Origin of the sequence: Roseburia sp. 831b (genome assembly GCF_001940165.2) — a bacterium.
Lineage (GTDB): Bacteria > Bacillota > Clostridia > Lachnospirales > Lachnospiraceae > Roseburia.
The window spans coordinates 2,826,551-2,847,289 of sequence record NZ_CP135162.1 but is presented as its reverse complement, the minus strand read 5'-3'; the positions used below and the strand labels follow the sequence as shown (position 1 = coordinate 2,847,289).

Genomic DNA, 20,739 nt, shown 5'->3' with positions numbered 1-20,739 from the left:
GTTCCTTTTAATCCTCTAACGATTTTATGTAGTCCTTTATCGTTTGAGCCGCATCGGAACTGTTGTAGCTTAACACTCTTTTCTCATATGTTACCGTATGTGATGTCAACGCTCCTAAGGAATGTTCTCCGTCGTTGCTTAAAATTTCAGGACTTTGATACTGCTGCGTCAGTATGCTTTGAACCAGCACACCATTTGCGTCGATGGTATAAGTCACATCAATGCCCAACATCTGCGTCTGTTTTGCCGATTCCACCAATAATGCTGCTGCATCCTTGGAATCTGCGTCTTGGTTTACATAATATTTATAACTTTGTTCTGCCGAAGAAATCCCGCTCTGGTAAGCATCTTCCAATGCTTTTTCCGTCAGGGATGCCTGAATCGTGGTAAGTCCGTCTTCTTTTTTTACTTTTACGTTGGTTAAGTCATCTTCATTAAAATAAAATTCTTTTAAATTAGACAGATTCGGTGTCGTCTCTGCTGCCGTTTCCTCTTTTTCCCATCCACTATTTTTTTCTGTCGTCGAATAGCTGTTCGTTCCATCATACAGCCTGGACTGATAGATTTCCTTGGTATCCGCATCCTCTTTTGCGTAGACAGCAACCCATTTTCCACTTTCAAAATCTGCCCAGACTTCTGTGTCAATCCCCGTTTTTCCATCGGTCTCACTCTCGTCTGTAATCTTTGTCTCATAACAAATGTTGATTAAGGTTCCAATTTCATCCACTGCCGCTGTAATCCGGGCAATCTGTCTCTCCTTTTTCAGATTCTGGTTTATGATACTTCCTGCCAGCACTGCAATCAGTAAGCATACAGCGCCTGCACGATATAATTTTGCGTTCTTCATTTTTTTACCATGCCTTTCTTTTGACACATTCACCTATCTCTACAAATGGTATCATTTCTGCTTTGTTTGTACAAGAAAGATTCTCTTAATTTTTTGTGTCCTATGTGCGGTGCAAGAAATAATGATTGACAGGCAAGCAGCTGCTTTATTATCATAAAATCAAAAAACTACACAATTTCGATATTTTTCATACATCATGCACACAGAACGGAGACCAAAATGAACATTCGAAAAGCAGCCACCACGGATTTATCCAGAATCGCAGAAATCTATATTTTTAACAACAGAATCAATTATTTTCCAATTTTCAAGGATCCATCTTTTTCTTTTGGGGAATTGCAGGTTGTTTCCCTCATCGATCATTATTTGAAAAAAGAGGAAATTTTAAATCAACTTTACGTTTTCGATGATGGTCTGATAAAGGGCTTTCTGCAGATACAGGGCACCGAAATCTGTAAATTATATGTGGAACCTTGTTTCCAGAGCGAGGGCATTGGCCATGAACTCATTACTTATGCCATCCGGGAATTTGGCGCTGACCACTTATGGGCACTGGAAAAGAACACACGCGCCATCGCTTTTTACCAGAGACATGGCTTTTGTCTGACCGGGGAAAAGGAATTCGAGGAAGGCACGACGGAATATATCGTCAAATTAAGACGGTAACATTTTTCCTCCTAAGTGGGGAAATAGAAAAATCAAGGTTTAGCAGGGGGATTTGATGATGAACAAAGAATGGTCTGCACTTAACAAGACAATGCAAACACAGCTGAAAAGGAAAGACACTTTCGAAGATGGCATCCATACCTTATTTGATTTGCGAAACGAATTGATGGCAACCTTGGTATCTTTTCATGATGAGCTATGTCGGGAAGAATTTCATGCAATTCCTTTTATAAATGCAAACGGTTATCATTGCAAAACGATTGCTTATTCCATCTGGCATATTTTCCGCATAGAAGATATTGTTGCACATACCTTGATAAGCGGAGACGAGCAGGTATTTTTTTCTGGCAATTATCAGGAACGCATCCATTCTCCTATCATTACAACCGGAAACGAACTTGTAAAACAGCAGATTGCAGATTTTTCCAAACAGCTTGATTTACAGGAACTCTATTCGTATATTTTTGATGTAAAAAATAGCACGGAGCGGATTCTTCGGGGATTATCTTACAACGACCTGAAGCAGAACATATCGGATGAGAAAAAAGAACTTTTAAAATCTTTGCATGTTGTAAGCACAGACGAAAATGCAATCTGGCTGATTGATTATTGGTGTAATAAGGATATTCGCGGATTAATTCAAATGCCTTTTTCAAGACACTGGATTATGCATACCGAAGCGTGTATTCGGATAAAAAATAGGATACATTTATAAAATTTAGGGGATGAGAAAACGCATGGATGTACCTTTCAACGATACATCCATGCGTTTTCATTTTCCTCTGCTTAAACCAATTCAGATGGTTTATCCACCTCGTAGTCACCGTAAGATGGTGTCTGCAGTGCCTCACTGCTCTTATCCTCGGTAGAATAGGATTTTACGGTAATAGTGTAGGAACTTGTTCCTTTTACATATACTGTTCCATCTGTTCCTACAATTGAAACAGTATCACCATTTTCATCCACAATAGTTCCTGCATTGTATAAATCATCAATTTCAGAATCCGCAGTTACAACCCAGGTGGAATCATCACTGAGATATACGTTACAGTATCCGTCTCCGCCATTTCCGGCATAAGTTTCGTCATCGACAAAGTTACCTGTGAGGGTGCTTCCGTTTGTCATATAGAAATCAAGGGTACTGATACTGTCGTAAACAATGGTTCCTTGCATTTCCTGATTATCTCCGGTAAAAATGCACTGCGCACCGTTTTCTCCGGCAGTTCCCCAGCCTCTCTGATTCGTGTTCCCGGTTACCTGTAAAAAGAAATCATCGTCATCGGAGTAGTTGATATCGACATCGGACAATAAAATACTGCTTCCCGTATTTGTCGTGTAGAACAGTCCTCCATTCTGAGATGTAAGTGTTCCGCCTACCATATAAAATTCACTGTTTCCGACCTCGGAATCGCCTGACATACTCTGGTATAAAATAACAGACCAGGTGTTATCGTTCTGCTCGTTATCCGGCATATTAGATGTCAGGTCACATCCAAACAAACGTAACGTATTCAAACCTTCAATACAGATTCCTTCGGAATTTGTCGCATTTAACTTGGCGTCATTTACGGTAATGTCTGCGGTACAATAAACTGCCGGAGAACCTGTTCCGTTTGAAGTATAGCTTCCGCCATCTACTACCATGGTTCCGCCACCACGGTCGCTTCGGATTGCTGCGGAAGATTCGCCATTTGTCTCAACATTCAAATCCCTTGCGTAGAGTGTTCCTCCACCTGCTGCATGAATACCACCAGACGTATCCTGTTTTGTGGTGATAGTGCTGTCTGCCACATAAGTTACACCATCACCGTAGGAAAAAACACCTGCGCCACCTGCCGAATCTGTTGTGATTGTAGATTTATTTACATATGTAGTTCCATTTGTGGTAAGAAGTGCTGCACCAACTCCGTAAAAGCTGGAATTATCACCACCGGTACTGTCCGATGATGTCCGGTCAACCGTCAGATTGCTAAGTGTTGCTGTTGCGCCATCTGATACTAAAACAGCACTTTCATCGGTTCCATCGGAAGAAATGGTTTCACCGTCTAACTGTGTATCTTCTGTAATCTCATTGACCGCAGTGTATGTAATATCGGATGCCGAACTGCTGCCCGGTGCTCCGTTTGCCATTTGACCATCCTGGGAAGCTGCACCGTATTCCGAAATATCTAAGACGGAAATACTTTCAATCTCTCCGTTTTCATCTAATGTTACTTCCAGAATAGTTCCTTCTGAAATATCATCCATGCTGGTGTCCTCTAATACAGAGGTGTCGCTTACTGTAAAAGTTGCTGTTGTCTCGGATGCCACAAATACGGAGTTATCTGTATTGTCATCGGATGTACTTCCCTTGTCCTGCCCAGATGCGTTTTCTGTATTGTCACTTTCTGTGCTATCGCTTTGTGTATTGCCATCTTCTGTACTGTCTGTATTCTCATCGGATGATGCATCCTGACCTGGTGCATTTCCACTTGGTGCTTCTCCACCTGGTGCATTTCCACTCGGTGCTTCTCCGCTTGGTGCCTCTCCACTCGGTGCTCCACCACTTGGTGCACCTTGGTCTAAAGAATCACTATTTTGTGTATCACTATCCGATGCCTGACCGGATGCATCACTATTTTGTGTATCTCCACCATTTGTATTACCTGATGAGTCGCCACCTGGCATATCCGGCGGGTTGCCCATATCCTGGCCACCGCCCATTCCGCCTCCCATACCGGCGTTATTCATTTCTACGACACTTCCTAATGTCAATGTGATGGTATCGTCATCTACACTTTCAACCGTACCAACCACTTCTGTATCTTTTAATGTAACTACGTTTGTACTTTCTTCTGTCGTACCACATGCTACCAGATTAAAACTTGCTGTTGTAACAGCAACGGTAAGCATTCCCATAATGATCTTATTCTTCATAATTCATAATCCTTGCCTTTCCAAACCTGCCGGATTTGTTGCCGGCTGTTTTTATTTATCTTATGGCTATAAGATACAAGGCTTATGTGATGGTTTTTTGAATGTGGTCTGTATTTTGTGTAAATGTTAGGAGGTCAATCGGACAACTTACTCTTTAAATAACAGATGGGATAAAAGAATATTCTATATCCTTTCATCCCACCTGTTATTTAAGCTAAGATTATCCGATTGGCATCCTGACATATTCTATTTTGCGTCTCCTAGGATTTTGACTGCGGTACCGTATGCAATCACCTCTGCAGCCCCGGACATCACCTGGGAAGAACCGTACATTACACCGATAACGGCGTCCGCCCCGAGCTCTTTTGCCTCGTCAACCATGCGCTTTACGGCAATCTGGCGGGCTTCGTTTAACATCTCGGTATAACCTACAATCTCCCCACCTACCAGTGTTTTCATACCTGCCATAAAATCACGGCCGATGTTTTTAGTCTGCACGACCGTTCCTTTTACCATTCCTAATGCTTCAATTTCCTTTCCTGGAATATATTCAATACTTAGCAGCTTCATCTTCTTCTCCTCCTTCGATTTCTTTTAATCTGCTTCTCAACGCAACCACCGTGCAAATGATAAATAGAATTGGGAATCCAATCAGTAACACAAGCAATGCGGTGGGAATTGGTTCCTGGCTATTGCCCCACAGCAAAATTCCCATGACAAATGCCATTAAAACAATCATGAAAATTCCACCGATTGCAGCACCCAGCTTTTTCTTTCTGTGTACGTCAATTTTGCTTACGTTCACAAAATCCACTCCTTCCTTCTCCATTTTTTCCATCTCATCAAGCCACTCATCTGTGTTTAACTTGTCGAGCGTATTCTGATTCTGAAGGATTGCATCTGCAAGTTTCTGCATGTTGGCCAAATTCGCACATTCTTTTTTTAAGGTATCCTTGTGCCTCTCTAAACATTCGTCAAGCGACATATCATAATCTAATACCGCCTTGATTTCTTCCACCGACACACCCAGCTTTCGCAAAAGCTTAATCTTTTTTAAGGTATCGATGTTTTTCTGATGATATTCACGATATCCGTTCTCCGCACGCTCCGGTGTGAGAAGCCCCTGGCTTTCGTAAAATCGAATGTTTTTGCTGGTGATACCAACCAGCTCTTCCACCTGCTTGATTTTCATGTTACTCCTCCATTTTTACGCTGCAAACTTTTCTGACTTGCTTCATCAAATTTGCGTGTCCTGCGTTTCGATGTACCTTGTTTATACAGCTTCCACAAGGTGGAAGGTCAAGGAAAAAGTGAAAATTTTTGAAAAAAGTTCCAACTTCACCCCATGAAGCCTGAAAAAATTTAATTTTCGTTCTCTCCACGAATCACAATGATGTCGTTTAGTTTTAAAACCGTGTCCTTCTGTGGCAAAATCGAAAGATCATCCCGCAAAATCAAAAAGATGGTAAGCTGCTCGTTCTCTTCGACCTCTTCCACCGTTTTCGCCGCGTAACGCTTGTCTACAAAAATTTCTGCAACCTCTTTGATGTCCGTCTCTCTTAAATTGGAAAGATTACTTTTTCGCTGATACTGCTCCACAAAACCTGCACTGATGATACCGGTCGGGATTGCCACCGCTCCGACGCCAAGATATGCGATGCAGATTGCCATAATTCTGCCTAATGTTGTAATTGGATAAATATCCCCGTAGCCAACCGTAAGCAGCGTCGACATACTCCACCAGATACCGCTGAATGCATTTCGAAAAACATCCGGCTGCGCATCATGCTCTACGCTGTACATGCAAAGGCTGCTCGCCAGCATTAAAATTACAACAATGAAAACTGAGGAAATAATCTGATTTCTTTTTTCATAAAGAACGGTCGTAATGACATTAAACGAATCGTACTTCGCATTGAGCCGGAACAAATGAAAAATTCGTGCCACGCGAAGCATGCGGAAAATGACAAAACCGGACAAAAAGAAAACAGGCACAATTGTTAAAAAATCTACAACTCCGTCAAAGGAAATCAGGAAACGAAGCCTTGCGCACGTTTTTCTTTTCTCTGGATAAAGATAATCCGCCGTCCAGATACGGAGCAGATATTCTCCGCAGAAAATAAGAATCGTCACATATTCCACCACGTCAAAGAATCCTCTTAAATTACTTAACTGCTCAAACGTCTGCAAAAATGTGACGGCAATATTCAATAAAATCGTAATCGTAATAAAAATATCAAACCCCCGGCTGATCCGGTTGCTCTTGTCCCCAATCTGAATGATGTTGAATATTCTTTCTTTTAAAGTTTTATGACTGTCAACGGACTGCATATTTTCTACCTTTCCACGGTTGTTCTTGATTTCTTAATTTGCCATATCATATTGGATAATTAAAGATTCATTTTTCATTTCTTATCCAAAATCACGCGAAATCCTCTCGAATCTGGTTTACATAAATATGTATTTGGATAATTATAACTTATTTTAAAAAAATTTATACAATTTTAGGCGTTTTTCTTTCCTATATTGGGTAATCATAAACTTTCTGTTTCCATTTGCCCAAACTTTCAATTTTAGTTTACATAACATCCTATTTTTCTTAGTAGATTGGACAATTTTCCATTTGGCGCTTATATTTGACCAAAATTGGTAAACCTGAACCGTTGAAACATAGAAAGGTATGCAGCCGGCGCATCACAGAGGAACACCGGCTTACCTATAATTATGATACTAACCAGAATCCCATTATATATTCTTGCATGTATCACTATGAAGATTAGAATTTGTATATAACAATTCCATAAAATAACTTTTTCTCAAGTTTATCATTACTCATATTTTTTCATTTTCCTGGTAAAAATTCTACTTGCCCAACGTATTGCTGGTTCGAGCCGCAGCTTTTGCTTCCATATTATTTGTTGCTTCAAAATAAGATGCTGTGGACGCTACTGGACACATCAAAACTCTTCCTGTTCCACGGTAAACATTGACAAGCCCTTCTCCACTCACAGCGGAACCTACCAGCGTTTTTGTCGTTCTCTCTACCGTGAATTCCAGATTTGAAGACCAGCATACTGCAAGGTTTCCATCAATCTTCAATTCATCATTTTCCAATACAACCTCAATTAATTCCTCTTCCGGAACATTAGATTCCAATGCTACCACACCGTTGCCATACAGGCTAAGGTTAAAAAATCCTTCCCCTCCAAGCATTGTGGAAGAGAGATTTTTTCTGGTTACAACTTTATTTTTTACATTTCCGTCGCATGCAAGAAACATTCCATCCTCAATTGTCATACCGGCAGGTCCCCATTGCGATACATCTGCCAGAACAATATATTTATAGGTAGGTTCTAAAACCAGGCATCCCTCTCCGACATATTCCGGTTTTACAGCTGTTTCTTTTGTCATTGCACCCTTTATCGCTTTTCCAAGAAAATCTCCTACCCCTTTTACACCGGATGTTGCCTGCACATTGCCGCCCATCCACTGCATTGCGCCGGATTGAATAATTGCCGGGTGATCCTTGTCGATATCAATTACAATCTGGCGTCTTCTGATGTTCATTTGACTCATATAATACTCTGTCTGAGCATTTGCAATCGATACACTGGCATCCTGCATATACTCAAGAACATGAAAATTCCCCACGGATTTCACAAATTTTCTGTTTTCATTCTGTAAATTTAAGATTTTCATCTTATTCCCTCCCAATAAAAATTAATTTTCGTAACTCCCTTTACTATAACATAAGTCATCTTTTCTCTTCAAGGTTCCTGCGCATAACTGCTGCACTTATAACTATAAATGTAGTTGAGTATTTTTCAAAATCATTTCCTGGTAACTGAAAAAAGAATCCTGCACAGCAATTTCCTATAAAGATTGGGGTGTCAAAAGGCAGCCCACAAATTAGTTACTGGCAAATTGCACAAAGGCAAGTCTCTTTCTGTGACTTTGTACAATTTGCCAGCAAGAAAAATGTAAGCTGCTTTTCCGCTACTTCATTTTATATCCAATTTTCATAACTTTTCGAATAAACCTATTCATTGGCACTTCCCATCATGCCACATTTTATGTCAACCACATCTTCCTGTTTTACCTGCGCAATGAATAGCACAAGACCTACCACAAACATTGCCGCAATCGCGATAACACCTGCTTTTGAAGTATGGAAAATCTGTGTGGTAACACCCATCATCATCGTTCCCATGAAGGAAGCTCCTTTTCCAAAAATATCGAAGATTCCAAAATATTCTGTCGATTTTTCCTTTGGCACAATTTTCGCATAATAGGAGCGGGATAATGCCTGGATTGCGCCCTGGAACACACCTACAAAAGTTGCCATCATCCAGAATTTCCATGCGGCATCTAACTGAATGGCATAAACTGCAACTGCAAAATATGCAATGATGCAAACCATAATAAGACGGGATGTCTCAAATTTCTGTGTCAGTTTTCCAAAAAGAATAGCACAAGGAAACGCTACAATCTGTGTCAAGAGCAGTGCAAGCAAAAGACTGGTGTCATTGATTCCCACATCTTTTCCATAAGATGTTGCCATCTCGATGATGGTGTAAACTCCATCTATATAGAAGAAAAAGGAACATAAGAACAATAATACCTTTTTATTTTCCTTCAACTCACCGAAAACACCAAACAGACGGGCGCCGGCTTCCCCTAATTTCTTTGCCAGGCTCTCTTTTTCTGCTTTCGAATTTTCCACATAAAATTTCTGTTCATAATGTTTCAAAAGTGGAATCGTCACAAGTCCCCACCAAAGCGCATTGACAAGAAATGCAATCGTCATCGCAAGACTACCGGAAATGCCGATTTTATCAGACTCTAAGACAAACACCAGACTTATCACAAACGGCACACAGCTTCCGATATAGCCCCATGCAAAACCGTGGGAGGACACTTCATCCATGCGTTCCTCCGTGGTAACATCCACAAGCATTGCGTCGTAGAAAATCAGGCTGCCGGAGAATCCGACTTTTGCAAGAACAAACAGCACCAAAAATGCCAGCCATGCCTTCGGAATCGAAAGAGATGCACAGCCAAGCACACCCATCATAAAGAAAAATGTAAATAATGGTTTCTTGTGGTTTTTATTGTCGCCGAGCGTTCCTAAAATCGGTCCTAACACTGCGACAATCATGGTGGAAATTGAGATTGCATAACTTAAATATGCGGTTGAATTTGCGGCAGATACACCTGCTGCCGATGCCATATTTTTAAAATAAATTGGAATTATCGTTGAAACCAGCAATGTGAATGCGGAATTTCCAACATCATATAAGATCCAATACTTTTCGAGTTTCGTTAATTTTTGTTTCATTTCTCTGCCATACCTTTCTTGTTATCACCCTATCATTCTTTTTCTGCCATTCCAAAGATGGCTCCGTCATTACGGCTGTTTCCTCCCGAAGCTGCTCATCCCAGAAGGAAAACATTTGCTCGTAATAAACCTTTCTTTGCGCTTCGCCTGCGTGAAAAATTTCATGTTTGCTTCCCTCTATGCGCAATAACGAAGTCTGTTTTGTTCCGATTAGAAATTTCAGATGCGCACGATTTTTTACCATGTGATCCCACTCTGCCTGAAAAATCAGTACCGGAATCCGTATTTTCTTCATATTTTTCCGCTTTAACAACTGTTTCGTGGCAAGTATTCCAGCCAACAGCCATTGATAAGTTCCACCATACGTCTGATATGCCACGCATTCTTTTCGCAATTTAAAAATACGCTGATAGCTTTCCTCGGATGTACAACTGCTGTTTTTGAAATCTTCTTTTCCATCAAAACCATGCTGCCCTGCTGCATACGCTGTCCCCTGTCCCACAAGGCATGCCATCCTTGCAATCAGGTGTGCAATCGGCTGCGGACATTTTCCGGTCCGTATTCCAAACATTGGAGCAGAAAAAACCGCCGCATCAAAAATCGTCGGATATTTTTCTAAAAAAAGTGCCCCGATGGCGCCGCCCATGGAATGTGCAAACAAAAAGGTTTTGCGTTGTTTCAGCACAACTTTTCTTTGAATGAAACAATACAAATCCTGCACATAATCATCGTAGGAACGAATATACACCTTATCCCAGTCGCTACATTCCCTCTGTGAATATCCGTGTCCACGATGTTCCGGTAAGTAGACGGCATATCCTTTTTTCAAAAAAGCTTCCACCACTTCGTCATATTTTTCCGCGAACTCGCAAAAGCCGTGGCAAATCACTACATTTGCGATTGGATTTTTCGGAATATAAGAACAGTAATAATTCAGTCCGCCTGCTGCATTCCGGAAAATTCCTGTTTTAACTTTACAATTCTCTGCGAATTTTTCGTCCATGTTTTCCCTGCTTTCACATCATGATTCATTTGTTTCCAACCATCATCTGTTTTCTCATATAAAGAAGTTCTTCCTCATCCAAGAACACTTTTACTTTACTTTTTGCCTGTAAAATCTGACTCGTGCGTTTGTAAAATGCGGGTAATTTTTTTGTATGAAGATTAAGATGGCACAAAATGGTCCTGCTTTTGTTCCATTTTGCAATAAATCAAGGATTAACTATCTTATGACTATTTCATACAAAAAAAGAGACTGCGCATCAGAGTGCAACAGCCTCTTTTGGAGGAAGCTTATTCGTTTAATAAATTGTAATCTTCGATGGAAGAATTAATCTGTTTTGCCATCGCATCCACTGCTTCTTCCGGTGTCTGCTGGCCGTTTACCATGTTTTCAATTTCTGTCTCCACAATCTGTCTTGCCTCCGGGAAAACACTGAGTAATGCACCTGCGTATTCCGGTGCGGAATCATGAAGCTGGTCAATCGCGGTCTGGAACTGTGGATACTGTTTCATATTTTCGATATAAACATCTTCGGATGCTGCTTCTGTCGTAACCGGGAAGTAACCTGTCTGTGCGTTCCAGTATGCCTGAGATTCCGGGGATACTAAGTACTGTACAAATAACCAGGTTGCTGCCTGTTTTGTTGCATCATTGTTGTTCAATGCCCAAAGGGAAGCACCACCAATGGATACACCGCCTTTGTCACTGTCGGTTACGCTTGGGAAGTAAGCTGTTCCGACTTCAAAACTGCCGTTTACATCCTCTAAAATCTGTTTCAAAGATGCAGTAGAGCCTAATGTAATGGCTGATTTTCCTGCTGTAAAATCTGTGATGCCGCTGTCACCGCCACGTCCTACGTTTGGTGCAACGCCTGCATCACTTAAGGCTTTCCATTCTTTTGCAATCGCAAGTGCGGAACCGTTTTTATCAAAATCTACTGCGGTTGCTGCTGCTTCACGTCCGTTTCCATTGTCAACGTAAGCTGCGCCCTGTTTGCATACAAACTGCTCAAAGAACCAGCCGTAGATGCCAAGAGAAATCGTCTCTTCTGCGCCACCGTCTGTTGTCAGTTTGTCGCTGATTTTGGCAATCTGCTCTAAGCTTGTCGGAATCTCTGTGATGCCTGCTGCGTCAAACATATCCTTGTTGTAATACATGATTGGTGTGGAAGAGTTAAATGGCATAGAGTAAAGCTCGTCATCTACGGTGTAGTATGCTGCGATGTTTGGCTCGATGACGGAACTGTCAAATCCTGCCTGATCCATCAATTCCTGCATCGGAACAATCCAGCCGGAATCAATCATGAAACGTGTTCCGATATCATAAATCTGTACCAGGTCTGCTCCCATATTTCCAATCTGTGCACTTTTTAATTTGTTAATCGTATCATCATATTCGCCCTGATACTGTGCATCTACGGTAATTCCATATTCATTTTCTGCATTGAACTTATCTACAAGTGTCTGTAATGCCTCTCCATTGACACCGCCCATAGAATGCCAGAATGTAATCGTTGTTCCGTCTAAGTTAGATGTGTCTAACGGCTGTGCTGTCGGATTTTTTTCATTCTCAGAGACTCCTGCATCTGTCTCCTCTCCTGCTGCGTTGTCAACTGCTCCTGTGTCTGTTGTTCCTGTGCTACCACAACCTACAAGCATGGACGCTGCCATAGCTACTGTAAGCATTACGGAAACCACTTTCTTTTTCATTTTGTTCTCTCCTTTTTTTGAGTACTGTTTTTTATATGAAACTCTGGTGCTAACCTTTTACCGCACCGGAGAACATACCACGAATTAACTGTTTCTGTCCGATAATAAAAATTGAGATGGACGGCAGGATAATCATTACAACTCCCGCAATCATCATCGTGATGGACTGTGCGTCCACGCTGTTTAACATGCTGATTCCGATTTGCACGGTCCGCATTTCATTCGAGCCGTTTACTAAAAGCGGCCACATGTACATATTCCATGCGTTGATAAATGTGTAAACTACCATGGCACCGATACCGGATTTGGTAAGCGGCATCAAAATCGTAAGAATAAATCGGATATTTCCGCAGCCGTCTAACTTCGCTGCTTCATATAACGATTTTGGAAAACTCAGATAAAACTGCCGGAATAAGAAAATTCCCATCGCACTTGTCAGATACGGAATAATCAAAACCTTATAGGAATCCAGCCAGCCCCAGCTGCTGACCGTCAGATAATTTGAGATAATCGTTGCCTCTCCCGGAATCATCATCGTCGCCATAACCAGCATGAAAAGTACATTTTTTCCCTTAAAATCCAAGAACGAAAATGCAAACGCTGCCAGCGAACATGAAATAATCTGTCCCACGGTGATAAGTCCAGCTACCAAAAAGGAATTCACGACAAACCGCAGCAACGGTATTTTCGTCAATGCCTGTCTGAAATTTTCAAGCGTCGGATGCGACGGTATCAGGTTCATTTCCATGGTATACAAATCCGAGGAGGGCATAAAAGCGACGCTTACTGCGTACAGGAGCGGCAAAAGTATGACAAATGCCACCACAAGATTCGCACAAAGCAGAATGGCTTTTCGGCGTACTCTTTTTCGCTCGCCCATTTTACTCATCGCCCGGTGCAAATCTTTTAATTCTTCCGGGGATAGCTCCTGCATGGCGATGCCCGTTTTTTTCCAATCTAATGTCACTGTACTCATGAATACGAAACTCCCTTCTTCTCAATTCGGAACATGATGAGCGTCAGTATCATAATGATGATAAATAAAACGACTGACTGTGCTGCTGCACTTCCAAACCGGTAATTGAAAAAGGCATCGCGGTAAATCGAATAGACAATCAGATTTGTAGATTCTCCCGGTCCGCCCTGCGTCAAAATCTTGACCTGTCCGAAGGACTGGAATGCCTGAATAATATTGACCACAATCGTATAAAAAAGGATTGGTCCAAGTCCCGGCAGTGTCAATCGGAAAAACATCTGCGCGCTGTTTGCCCCATCCACGGCGGCTCTTTCGTAAATGCTCTCATCGATGTTGCTAAGTCCTGCTGAAAAGTATAAAAAATTAATCCCGCTGTTTAACCATGCCGTCAGTACCGCCACACAAATCAGCGCATATTTCGGGTCCTGAATCCAGTTGATGTTCAGCTTTAACAGCTTATTTACAATTCCAATCGTCGGGTCTAACATAATTTTAAAAATCATGGCTGCAGAACTGGATGCGATTGCCATTGGCAGTGCGTAAGCCGTCGAGAAAACGCGGATTCCCGGAAACGCTTTGTTACACAACATTGCCCCTAAAAGTCCTAATAACATACTTCCGATTACAACAATTGCTACAAATTCCACCGTCACAAACAGGCTGTTGTAAAACGACTTTGACGTCAATAGCTCCGCGTAATTTCCAAATCCGACAAATAATTTTGCCTGCCCCATTTTATTCGTCTTAAAAAGACTTAAGTAGATGGTTTTTACAAACGGATAGAATAAAAACACGCCAAAAATAATCAAACTCGGTAACAAAAACAGGTATCCCTGCCAGAATCCAGCTCCTTTTTTTCTACGATTCATCTCACATTTCCCTCCTGCAAAATATTTTTCTCTGTATTCAAATCAAAGAACTGCATTTTTTCCCGTTCCAGACAGATTTTGATTTTTTCTCCCTTTAAAAAAGTTCGCGCTGCATCCATTCTTGCGCACCATTTTTCTTGTCCCATCCGGAAAAAAACATTCTGCTCAGAGCCAAGAAGCTCGGTTGCTTCTACCTCCACCTCAAATGGCTCGGTATAAAGACCGTCCTTACCTTCTCCCATTTCTTCTAATGTCTTCTCCCACAGATGAATACATTCCGGGCGGATTCCAAGCGTCACGTACTCTCCCCAATACCCAATTCTCCTGAAATACTCCGCTAATTTTTCACCTGTTGGAATTTGAAAACCATCCGCATCGATGTAAATTGCATTATCATGAAGCGCAACCTGAACTTTTGCAAAATTCATAGATGGGGAACCAATGAACCCCGCAACAAAACGATTTGCCGGGTGTTCATACAGATTCTTTGGCGTATCCACCTGCAAGATTTTTCCATCCTTTAGCACCACAATTTTGGTTCCAAGCGTCATCGCCTCCGTCTGGTCATGCGTCACATAAATCACGCTTGCATTCAATTTGTGATAAAGCTTTGCAATCTCTGTCCTCATCTGTGTTCTTAATTTTGCATCCAGATTTGACAGCGGCTCATCCATCAGGAAAAAGTCCGGCTCCCGCAAAATAGCGCTTCCGATTGCGACTCTTTGCTTCTGTCCGCCCGAAAGTGCTGCTGGTCTTCGCTCTAAAAGTCCATCAATCTCTAACATTTTTGCCACTTCAAGGACTTTGCCGCGGATTTCTTTTTTCTTTTCACCCCGTATCTGTAAGGAAAACGCCATGTTGTCATACACGGTCATATTCGGATACAACGCATAATTCTGAAAAACCATAGAAACGTTACGCTCTTTTGGCTCGGTATAGTTCATCAGATTTCCATTCATCCAAAGCTCCCCGCTTGTGATATCTTCCAGTCCTGCTATCATGCGAAGTACCGTTGATTTTCCACATCCCGATGGACCCACAAACACAATAAATTCTTTTCCTTTTGTCTCTAAAGAAAAATCTTCCACTGCATAGGCATCCGCTTGATACTTTTTACAAACATTATGTAAGGTCAGTTCTGCCAATTCTTTTTCCTCCAAATCTATCTCTCAAACATGAACCCTACTTTACCCTCTCTCTGTAAAATACACCACATTTGTCCGTAAAATGGATGTAAATGTTTTGTATGGTTCTGTATAAGGAATTGGGTGGCAAAAGCAGTTCTTATAAAACAAAAAAGCCCGGCTGCAGTTTCTTTTCAAACCACAGCCGGGCACTCCGACACTTTCTTATTTTTTACAACAATCCTAATTTCTCAAAAGCATGATAGATTCCGTCATCCGTCACATCCGTTGTCACCATATCAGCTAATTTTTTTACCTCTTCTTTTGCATTCCCCATTGCAACACCGACTCCGGCGTACTCCATCATCTGAAGATCGTTTGGTCCGTCCCCGATGGCGATGGAATCTTCACGTCCAACTCCTACATGCTCTAAGAAAAGTTTGATTCCAGTCGCTTTGTGGATATTGTTAAGTCCAATCTCACCGCACACACCCTCGGTACCGCTCAGGCTTAGCGCAACCGTATCAAAATATGGCAGCATGTCCGCTTTTACCTGTTCCAATGTAAACGGTGCATCATAAAAAATGATTTTCTCCAGATTCGGAACATCCCACGGTGTCTCTGTCAGATGAATCACGCCATGCAGACTCTCCATCATCTCCTCGCTCATTCCATTCAAACGGTCAATCTCCATCATTCCGTCGTAGCTGCGTTGATTTAAAACGATTCCATCCTCGCCCTGATAGCAGTAGAGGACGCCGTTTCCCTCTAAATAATCGTAAGAACTTTTGGCATGCTCGGCATCTATCACCATCTGACAAAGAATTGTGCCTGTTGTTGTAATTTTTGAATCATTTGGGACAGTTTCATCAGTTGCAGAAATTCCTTTTTCTGCTGCACTGTCAAATACCTCTACAAATGCTCCTGCGCCTGCAATCACACCATCCATTCCAAGATCCCATAATTTCTTTGGAATCTGAAATCTGCTTCGTCCGGTACAAAGCACCATTTTATGTCCATTTGCCTTTGCCTGCAAAATCGCCTTCTTTGTGGACTCCGGCACATTTCCGTTGTAATCCACCAATGTTCCGTCTATATCTAAAAATACTACCTTCATTTTTCTATATCCTTTCCAAAGTCTTCCTATATCGTAACACAGAAAACGTAAAGACACAATTTCAGATTGCGAAAGGTGACAATTCTGCCGGGTGATGCCGGTGGTAAAAGATTGCTTGGAGTTTTGTAAATGACAAATTACATAAAGATAAGGTTATTTTTGTAACTTTGGGAGAATATTAAAAAATCTTAGTATGCCTATCAATTTTCAGTGCTGTTCTGCCACGGACGGCAGAACAAGGCTTCACGAGTCATGGACGACTCGTTGAACGCCGTTCACGTCACTTCAAAATACCTTTATAAGGCATACTTAGATTTTCTTATATTCGTACATCGGAACAAAATAGCCTTAGCTTTATATAATTTGTTAATTAAATAAACTTTGCACACTCTTTTACTACCGGCATCACCCGACAGAATTGTCCCACTCTCCAGAACTTTTCCTTGACAAATGATTTTTCAGATGCTTATAATGTCTTTAAGTCATGACTGCTATATGCGAAACAGCTTTGACGGGAAAAAGTAGCAATAAGTGAAACAGACAGAAAGCAACCGGCTGATGAGAGGTGCATGGGAAACTTATCGTGAATACATCCCTGAGCTTTGTACCGAACATTCTTTTACATTTGTAGTTAGATGTATGGAGTAAGTAGGCTGCAACGGAGTGGCGCACGTTATGAGCGCTGGAGTGTTGACAGACACTCAATGAGGCAGATTGTGTGAATGGTCTGCGAATAAAGGTGGTAACACGAGTTTATACCCTCGTCCTTTTCTATCGTTTTGATAGAAGGACGGGGGTTTTTTTGATGGATACAAAGGCGATTCCCATGATACGATTTGCAAAAGACTTTTGCATCCTCTCAAAATGACAACTACGAAAACATTTTAAAATCATTTATATAAAGGAGAACTACAATGACATTATACGATGAATTAGTTGCCCGTGGCCTGATTGCCCAGGTGACAAACGAAGAAGAAATCAAGAACATGATTAACGCAGGAAAAGCTACTTTCTACATTGGTTTTGACTGTACCGCTGATTCTTTGACTGCCGGACATTTTATGGCGCTCACTTTAATGAAGCGTCTTCAGATGGCAGGCAACAAACCAATTGCTTTGATTGGTGGCGGAACAACCATGATTGGTGACCCATCCGGAAGAACCGACATGAGAAAAATGCTGACAAAAGAAGACATCGACCACAACGCAGAATGTTTCAAACGCCAGATGGAGCGTTTCATCGACTTTAGCGATGACAAGGCTCTTATGGTCAACAACGCTGACTGGCTGTTAAAACTCAACTATGTGGAATTACTCCGCGAAGTAGGTGCCTGCTTCAGTGTCAACAACATGCTTCGTGCAGAATGTTACAAACAGAGAATGGAAAAAGGTCTTTCCTTCCTTGAATTCAACTACATGATTATGCAGAGTTACGACTTCTACATGTTATACCAGAAATACGGCTGTAACATGGAGTTCGGTGGAGATGACCAGTGGAGCAACATGCTCGGCGGTACCGAATTGATTCGTAGAAAACTCGGAAAAGATGCGCATGCAATGACCATCACACTTTTAACAGACTCCCAGGGCAAGAAAATGGGAAAAACTGCCGGAAACGCTGTTTGGCTTGACCCGAACAAGACTTCCCCATTCGAGTTCTTCCAGTACTGGAGAAATGTTGCCGACGCAGACGTTTTAAAATGTATCCGTATGCTCACCTTCCTTCCATTAGAAGAAATCGATGCTATGGAAAACTGGGAAGGCGCACAGCTGAATCAGGCAAAAGAAATCTTAGCATATGAACTGACCAAGATGGTTCACGGCGAAGAAGAAGCGGAAAAAGCAAAAGAAGCTTCCCACGCTTTATTTGCAGGTGGCGGAGATTCCTCCAACATGCCAACCGTAGAGCTTACCGAAGCTGACTTTGCAGACAGCCCGGTTGCAGGTTCCCTTGACATCCTTGCTTTATTAGTAAAAACCGAGCTGGCTCCTTCCCGTTCCGATGCACGCCGTGCCGTAGAACAGGGCGGTGTTTCCCTCGCCGATGAAAAAGTAACCGACGTAAAAGCATCCTACACTGCATCTGATTTTGCAGGCGAAGGTCTTGTCTTAAAACGTGGTAAGAAGAAATTTGTGAAGATTCTTGTGAAATAGGTTCGATTAAAAATAGGAAAAGAGCAGTTATAAAAAAGTAGCTGCTCTTTTGTTAATTCAATTTTTATTTATTCACCATTTTCGCATACATATATAGTCTTTTAAGTGCATCACTCTCAACACTTGATTCTTCTTTCAGATAATCCCTAAATCCGTTATATGTATTAAATCCTAACATGTATACAGCCATAGCCATTGTCATCTTCTCAGAGTCTTCTCCAATCTGAATAGCAATATTCTTAAGTTCATCTAATACTGTATCTTCTGGAACCTTAATACCTTCTCCACTATTGACTACATTTTCAATGATTTCAGGCAACACCATACAAATTTGATAGAATGCATCTTCCTCACCAGTTACTATCGCATAAAACTGATCTAAACTTACTCGTCTTATTCGTCTATGAGAAACCTTATTTTTGTCAACCGTTGTTTCCCATTTGATATTCTGCGATTTTTGAGCAATTGCTTCTACAAGAAAGCAGGCACAATCATCATCTTTCAGTAACTGATTCTGCATCTTTATATACGTTTTACCTGCGGATGCAGAATTCATTGTATTATGCTTATTCTTCATTTCAACATAAACATTATGAACCACATCTCCATCTGGCAGCTTAATTCCATCTGGATTGTTGTATATTACATCCCATCCACCTTCTTTTCCATTTTCGGGAACGTGGCAGTTTGCAATATACTGGAATATTCTTTGATGAAAATACCCAATATCATTATTATTTGCCTTATCTCTTTGTCTAAAAATTTCATTACTTACAATCTCATCCCATGTTGAACGATATACTGTTTTATCAAAAATTAATTTAATTGGATCAATGATATTCTTATTAAAGCGCTTAATATCAAATGACTCCAGTTTATCTCCATACTTCTCAATAGTTGCCCTAACGTGTTCTATAAAGTCTTCTTCCGTTATAAATTTTATTTTCCAATCCATTCCTTTCCTTCCTCCAGTGCATTGTAAATTTCCTTTGCAACTTCATATGCCAAATTAACCGGTACCGCATTTCCTACCTGCTTATACTGTGACATAACCTTTCCGCAGAATTGCCAATCATCCGGAAAGCTTTGACATCTCGCATTTTCTCTTACTGTAAATGGTCTTGCTTCCAATGGATGACAACGTTCTGTCTGCTTTTGGGATGGAGATGTCAATACCGTCAGCGAAGGCTCATCCATGCTCATTCTCCTCAATATTCCTGTTCTGCCACCTTGCATATCCCAACAGCTCTTCATATATGATTTTGCAATTTCCGGATCAATGTCTCTCCAATATCCCCCTGGTGGTACTAATTCAAATATTTTTCTTTTACTCTCACCATATGGAACACCTACACTTTCAGGAACATCCTGCAAAATATCCCTTAGTATTGGCTTGTACTCATGTGGCGTTGGAAACGAGTATTTTATTTTACCAGCAAGATCCTTTCGAATGCCAACTGTCATTAATCGTTCTCTTTTCTGCGCTACACCATAGTTCCAAGCATTTAAGACTTCCTTTTGAATTTCATATCCTGCTTTTTCAAAAATATCTAGAATGGTGCTGTAAGTCTTTCCACCATCATGAGTGAGTAATCCTCTTACATTTTCAAATAAAAACATCTTCGGTTGTAGCTTTTCAAGAAAAACCGCATAATGATAAAATAGTGTTCCTCTTGCATCTTCAAGTCCAAGTCTTTTACCTGCATAGGAAAAAGCCTGACATGGTGCTCCGCCTGACAGAAGATCTAATTCTCCTTTTTTTATGTTAAATAATTTTTCCAGATTCTGCCCAGAAATGTTTGCAATATCATCACATATTACATTCCATTCAGGTCTATTCGTACGCAATGTATCGCACGCATCCTTATCAAATTCAATCAGTCCAATCGTATGAAATCCTGCTTTTTCAACACCCAATGCCAAGCCTCCGGCACCTGCAAATAATTCAATTGTCGTAAACATAATATACCTCTTTTTCTGCCTATTGTCTTTTCATTATATCTTTTAGGGTGTCCGTTTTT

The 20,739-nt window shown here is 41.2% G+C and carries 19 protein-coding genes; 4 read left to right on the top strand and 15 right to left on the bottom strand.

The annotated features are described in order from the left end of the window. Nucleotides 1-7 precede the first annotated feature (7 nt). Nucleotides 8-847, bottom strand: a complete 840-nt coding sequence (locus tag BIV16_RS13175) for a hypothetical protein (RefSeq protein WP_143524730.1) — start codon at nt 845-847, stop codon at nt 8-10. A gap of 219 nt (nt 848-1,066) precedes the next feature. On the opposite strand from BIV16_RS13175, the gene BIV16_RS13170 reads away from it, so the two are divergent. Then, entirely contained in the window at nt 1,067-1,513 is a 447-nt protein-coding gene (locus BIV16_RS13170; RefSeq protein ID WP_075680220.1) for a GNAT family N-acetyltransferase, read from the top strand. A 55-nt stretch (nt 1,514-1,568) separates the two neighbouring features. Then, on the top strand, nt 1,569-2,228 hold the full coding sequence (locus tag BIV16_RS13165; protein ID WP_330546314.1) for a phage head-tail adapter protein: 660 nt from the start codon (nt 1,569-1,571) through the stop codon (nt 2,226-2,228). Between the two features lie 71 nt (nt 2,229-2,299). Here BIV16_RS13165 and BIV16_RS13160 read toward each other — a convergent pair whose 3' ends face one another. From BIV16_RS13160 to BIV16_RS13145, 4 genes are all read right to left on the bottom strand, one after another. Further along, a complete protein-coding gene (locus BIV16_RS13160) occupies nt 2,300-4,429 on the bottom strand; it encodes a hypothetical protein (RefSeq protein ID WP_075680221.1) in 2,130 nt (709 codons plus the stop codon). 246 nt (nt 4,430-4,675) lie between these two features. Beyond that, the gene (locus BIV16_RS13155) at nt 4,676-4,999 is read right to left on the bottom strand and encodes a YbjQ family protein (RefSeq protein WP_075680222.1); all 324 of its coding nucleotides are present in this window, start codon (nt 4,997-4,999) and stop codon (nt 4,676-4,678) included. Continuing rightward, nucleotides 4,980-5,621, bottom strand: a complete 642-nt coding sequence (locus BIV16_RS13150) for a MerR family transcriptional regulator (RefSeq protein WP_075680223.1) — start codon at nt 5,619-5,621, stop codon at nt 4,980-4,982. Before BIV16_RS13150 ends, BIV16_RS13155 begins: the two co-directional genes overlap by 20 nt. 170 nt (nt 5,622-5,791) lie before the next feature. After that, nucleotides 5,792-6,760 carry an ion transporter gene (locus BIV16_RS13145; RefSeq protein ID WP_075680224.1) on the bottom strand — a complete coding sequence of 323 codons (969 nt, stop codon included), beginning with the start codon at nt 6,758-6,760 and terminating at the stop codon, nt 5,792-5,794. Nucleotides 6,761-7,065: 305 nt separating this feature from the next. Between BIV16_RS13145 and BIV16_RS15775 the strand changes: the two genes are divergently transcribed. Beyond that, nucleotides 7,066-7,209, top strand: coding sequence for a type II toxin-antitoxin system YoeB family toxin (locus tag BIV16_RS15775; protein WP_278335603.1), 144 nt, complete (start codon nt 7,066-7,068; stop codon nt 7,207-7,209). An 82-nt stretch (nt 7,210-7,291) separates the two neighbouring features. Here BIV16_RS15775 and BIV16_RS13140 read toward each other — a convergent pair whose 3' ends face one another. The 8 genes from BIV16_RS13140 to BIV16_RS13105 all read right to left on the bottom strand — a co-directional run bounded on the left by BIV16_RS13140 (nt 7,292) and on the right by BIV16_RS13105 (nt 16,565). Beyond that, nucleotides 7,292-8,128: an AIM24 family protein gene (locus BIV16_RS13140; protein WP_075680225.1), complete on the bottom strand. Its 837-nt coding sequence runs from the start codon at nt 8,126-8,128 to the stop codon at nt 7,292-7,294. 340 nt (nt 8,129-8,468) lie between these two features. Further along, nucleotides 8,469-9,767 carry an MFS transporter gene (locus tag BIV16_RS13135; RefSeq protein ID WP_075680226.1) on the bottom strand — a complete coding sequence of 433 codons (1,299 nt, stop codon included), beginning with the start codon at nt 9,765-9,767 and terminating at the stop codon, nt 8,469-8,471. Beyond that, the gene (locus BIV16_RS13130) at nt 9,721-10,770 is read right to left on the bottom strand and encodes an alpha/beta fold hydrolase (protein WP_075680227.1); all 1,050 of its coding nucleotides are present in this window, start codon (nt 10,768-10,770) and stop codon (nt 9,721-9,723) included. The genes BIV16_RS13135 and BIV16_RS13130 overlap by 47 nt, the downstream gene beginning before the upstream one ends. A 290-nt stretch (nt 10,771-11,060) precedes the next feature. Beyond that, nucleotides 11,061-12,479 (bottom strand): ABC transporter substrate-binding protein, encoded by a 1,419-nt coding sequence (locus tag BIV16_RS13125; protein ID WP_075680228.1) that lies wholly within the window; start codon nt 12,477-12,479, stop codon nt 11,061-11,063. 49 nt (nt 12,480-12,528) lie between these two features. Further along, nucleotides 12,529-13,368, bottom strand: a complete 840-nt coding sequence (locus BIV16_RS13120) for a carbohydrate ABC transporter permease (protein ID WP_242940362.1) — start codon at nt 13,366-13,368, stop codon at nt 12,529-12,531. An 83-nt stretch (nt 13,369-13,451) separates the two neighbouring features. Then, nucleotides 13,452-14,324, bottom strand: a complete 873-nt coding sequence (locus BIV16_RS13115) for a carbohydrate ABC transporter permease (protein ID WP_075680230.1) — start codon at nt 14,322-14,324, stop codon at nt 13,452-13,454. After that, nucleotides 14,321-15,469: an ABC transporter ATP-binding protein gene (locus BIV16_RS13110; RefSeq protein WP_075680231.1), complete on the bottom strand. Its 1,149-nt coding sequence runs from the start codon at nt 15,467-15,469 to the stop codon at nt 14,321-14,323. Before BIV16_RS13110 ends, BIV16_RS13115 begins: the two co-directional genes overlap by 4 nt. 211 nt (nt 15,470-15,680) lie before the next feature. Then, nucleotides 15,681-16,565, bottom strand: coding sequence for an HAD family hydrolase (locus BIV16_RS13105; RefSeq protein WP_075680232.1), 885 nt, complete (start codon nt 16,563-16,565; stop codon nt 15,681-15,683). Nucleotides 16,566-17,479: 914 nt separating this feature from the next. On the opposite strand from BIV16_RS13105, the gene tyrS reads away from it, so the two are divergent. After that, complete coding sequence (tyrS, locus tag BIV16_RS13100; RefSeq protein WP_075680233.1) at nt 17,480-18,718, top strand: tyrosine--tRNA ligase; 1,239 nt, start codon at nt 17,480-17,482, stop codon at nt 18,716-18,718. A 64-nt stretch (nt 18,719-18,782) separates the two neighbouring features. On the opposite strand, the gene BIV16_RS13095 is transcribed toward tyrS, so the two are convergent. Both BIV16_RS13095 and BIV16_RS13090 read right to left on the bottom strand, forming a co-directional pair. Next, nucleotides 18,783-19,673, bottom strand: a complete 891-nt coding sequence (locus BIV16_RS13095; protein WP_075680234.1) for an Eco47II family restriction endonuclease — start codon at nt 19,671-19,673, stop codon at nt 18,783-18,785. After that, on the bottom strand, nt 19,658-20,680 hold the full coding sequence (locus BIV16_RS13090) for a DNA cytosine methyltransferase (protein ID WP_075680235.1): 1,023 nt from the start codon (nt 20,678-20,680) through the stop codon (nt 19,658-19,660). The genes BIV16_RS13095 and BIV16_RS13090 overlap by 16 nt, the downstream gene beginning before the upstream one ends. Nucleotides 20,681-20,739 lie beyond the last annotated feature (59 nt).

What these genes read in the sequence shown, in the direction of transcription:
- BIV16_RS13175 (WP_143524730.1), bottom strand. Translation starts at nt 847, where the DNA reads ATGAAGAACGCAAAATTATATCGTGCAGGCGCTGTATGCTTACTGATT.
- BIV16_RS13170 (WP_075680220.1), top strand. Translation starts at nt 1,067, where the DNA reads ATGAACATTCGAAAAGCAGCCACCACGGATTTATCCAGAATCGCAGAA.
- BIV16_RS13165 (WP_330546314.1), top strand. Translation starts at nt 1,569, where the DNA reads ATGATGAACAAAGAATGGTCTGCACTTAACAAGACAATGCAAACACAG.
- BIV16_RS13160 (WP_075680221.1), bottom strand. Translation starts at nt 4,429, where the DNA reads ATGAAGAATAAGATCATTATGGGAATGCTTACCGTTGCTGTTACAACA.
- BIV16_RS13155 (WP_075680222.1), bottom strand. Translation starts at nt 4,999, where the DNA reads ATGAAGCTGCTAAGTATTGAATATATTCCAGGAAAGGAAATTGAAGCA.
- BIV16_RS13150 (WP_075680223.1), bottom strand. Translation starts at nt 5,621, where the DNA reads ATGAAAATCAAGCAGGTGGAAGAGCTGGTTGGTATCACCAGCAAAAAC.
- BIV16_RS13145 (WP_075680224.1), bottom strand. Translation starts at nt 6,760, where the DNA reads ATGCAGTCCGTTGACAGTCATAAAACTTTAAAAGAAAGAATATTCAAC.
- BIV16_RS13140 (WP_075680225.1), bottom strand. Translation starts at nt 8,128, where the DNA reads ATGAAAATCTTAAATTTACAGAATGAAAACAGAAAATTTGTGAAATCC.
- BIV16_RS13135 (WP_075680226.1), bottom strand. Translation starts at nt 9,767, where the DNA reads ATGAAACAAAAATTAACGAAACTCGAAAAGTATTGGATCTTATATGAT.
- BIV16_RS13130 (WP_075680227.1), bottom strand. Translation starts at nt 10,770, where the DNA reads ATGGACGAAAAATTCGCAGAGAATTGTAAAGTTAAAACAGGAATTTTC.
- BIV16_RS13125 (WP_075680228.1), bottom strand. Translation starts at nt 12,479, where the DNA reads ATGAAAAAGAAAGTGGTTTCCGTAATGCTTACAGTAGCTATGGCAGCG.
- BIV16_RS13120 (WP_242940362.1), bottom strand. Translation starts at nt 13,368, where the DNA reads ATGAGTAAAATGGGCGAGCGAAAAAGAGTACGCCGAAAAGCCATTCTG.
- BIV16_RS13115 (WP_075680230.1), bottom strand. Translation starts at nt 14,324, where the DNA reads ATGAATCGTAGAAAAAAAGGAGCTGGATTCTGGCAGGGATACCTGTTT.
- BIV16_RS13105 (WP_075680232.1), bottom strand. Translation starts at nt 16,565, where the DNA reads ATGAAGGTAGTATTTTTAGATATAGACGGAACATTGGTGGATTACAAC.
- tyrS (WP_075680233.1), top strand. Translation starts at nt 17,480, where the DNA reads ATGACATTATACGATGAATTAGTTGCCCGTGGCCTGATTGCCCAGGTG.
- BIV16_RS13095 (WP_075680234.1), bottom strand. Translation starts at nt 19,673, where the DNA reads ATGGATTGGAAAATAAAATTTATAACGGAAGAAGACTTTATAGAACAC.
- BIV16_RS13090 (WP_075680235.1), bottom strand. Translation starts at nt 20,680, where the DNA reads ATGTTTACGACAATTGAATTATTTGCAGGTGCCGGAGGCTTGGCATTG.